Genomic DNA, 476 nt, shown 5'->3' on the forward strand with positions numbered 1-476 from the left:
ATCGTACAGTTGATTTGATTTTTCAATCAGCTTTTCACTATATCGTTCCGTGGATTTCCGCCAAACAAAAGTAAATTTATTTGCATTAGCTTCGATCTTCGTTCCATCAATAAAAATAGCTTCTTCTTCAATCAATTCCTTCTCCACCAATTGATTACGAAACTGCACAAAACATTCTCGTAAGATATTTTCAACAAGGGGATTTGAACGAAAGCGATTAATCGTGCGATAAGTCGGCTCGTAGCCTTGAGCTAGCCACATCATGCGAACACTGTCCTGTAATAAAGCTTCGATTTTACGGCCAGAGAAAACGGACTGCGTATACCCACACAATATAATTTTCAACATCATCCGTGGATGGTAGGCTGGTCGACCGGTTTGGCGTATGAAATCTTCAAAGGTTTCATACGGAATACTCTCTACTAAATCGTGAATCGCAAAGGCAATATCATTTTCTTGTAGTTTCATTTCTAAAT

At 38.4% G+C, this 476-nt stretch carries 1 protein-coding gene; it reads right to left on the reverse strand.

The annotated features are described in order from the left end of the window. Nucleotides 1–476, reverse strand: a 476-nt coding sequence (locus L3V42_RS18080) for a transposase (RefSeq protein WP_238472627.1), incomplete at both ends; no start/stop codon positions are given.

The sequence above is a fragment of the Oceanobacillus alkalisoli genome, assembly GCF_022213125.1.
GTDB classification, from domain to species: Bacteria; Bacillota; Bacilli; order Bacillales; family Amphibacillaceae; genus Oceanobacillus; species Oceanobacillus alkalisoli.